Genomic DNA, 1189 nt, shown 5'->3' on the forward strand with positions numbered 1-1189 from the left:
TTTGTCTTTAAGAGTCCTTATTAAAGACATATTCTCCACTTGATTGTGCATTTTTGTTTTTTGCTTGAAAAAGGTAAGTGTTTGATAAAAGGTCGAGAGTGGTTGAAAAGGCCGGGCTTTTAAAACAGAGGTATTGATGAAAAAAAGGGATCCCTGAACTTCATTAGCAGGGATCCCTGTGTTTATTTTTTCATTTGGTTCTTATATTTAAAATGAAAGGCAATCATTTTTAGGCCTGAGCCAAAGTCAAAGGTCGCTAATAAGACGAGGAGATAGCTGAAAAAGCCCCAGCCGTTTTTTTGAACATCATCGATGGCAAAGAAAGTAAATACCCCGCCAAGCAGGAAGTATATCAAACCAGAAAGCAAAGGTGAACGTCTCATAGAAATCCTCCGATAAAGTTTTGAACTGCCTCAGCCTCACGCCTTAATCTTTCAATATCATCTTTATAAACAGTCTGCACCAAGACAACCAAGGTATTCATCGTGACATGGGCAAAAATCGGTACAAGAATATGTTTGGTTTTGACATAGAGAAAAGCGAAGGTAAAGCCCATGGCCGAATACAGTATAATGTGCTGAAACTCCATATGTGCCGCTGCAAAGATGACCGAGCTGATCAGCGCTGAGATAAAAAAGTTAAAGCGCTTGTACATGGCGCCAAAAATAATTTTACGAAAAACAATTTCTTCTAAAATCGGCCCAATAATGCTGGTAACAATAATCGCCGCAGGCATCGTTTCAATGATGTGAAGAATATTTTGCGTATTCTCAGACCCCATTTTAACGCCTAAGAGAGTTTCGATCATGGCGGCGAAAATTTGCGCAAAGTAAGCTAAAAAGACACCTATAATGGCCCATATTACCGATTCACCGACAGAGGAACCACCCCTTTTTTCAAAGCTTTGGGTGTTCATTTCCTTTCGTAAAATAAAAAGAATGATGAGTAAAGCAATTGAAAAACTGGCAATCAGCCAAACAGGAACAGCAAGACTTTGGCTGATTCCGAAAGATTTAAAGCTGAATAACATTATAGGAAGCCCGACAAGACTAGAGAGCTGCATAGCGATGTACACAATGATGATGATCCAATATTCCTTTTTCAAATTTTAATCTCCTTTTTGATGCATTCAATATAATATGACAATTAACATTCTAATTTTCAGGTCATTATTATTCATTTTACTCTT

At 37.8% G+C, this 1189-nt stretch carries 2 protein-coding genes; both read right to left on the bottom strand.

Translation table 11 applies throughout. The features are described 5' to 3' along the window. Nucleotides 1-182 precede the first annotated feature (182 nt). Nucleotides 183-383: a YdiK family protein gene (locus tag V7150_RS24950; RefSeq protein ID WP_335523629.1), complete on the bottom strand. Its 201-nt coding sequence runs from the start codon at nucleotides 381-383 to the stop codon at nucleotides 183-185. Next, nucleotides 380-1105: a CPBP family intramembrane glutamic endopeptidase gene (locus V7150_RS24955; RefSeq protein ID WP_335523631.1), complete on the bottom strand. Its 726-nt coding sequence runs from the start codon at nucleotides 1103-1105 to the stop codon at nucleotides 380-382. The genes V7150_RS24950 and V7150_RS24955 overlap by 4 nt, the downstream gene beginning before the upstream one ends. Nucleotides 1106-1189: the final 84 nt, after the last annotated feature.

The sequence above is a fragment of the Neobacillus drentensis genome, assembly GCF_036965245.1.
Lineage (GTDB): Bacteria > Bacillota > Bacilli > Bacillales > Cytobacillaceae > Neobacillus > Neobacillus drentensis_G.

What these genes read in the sequence shown, in the direction of transcription:
- V7150_RS24950 (WP_335523629.1), bottom strand. Translation starts at nt 383, where the DNA reads ATGAGACGTTCACCTTTGCTTTCTGGTTTGATATACTTCCTGCTTGGC.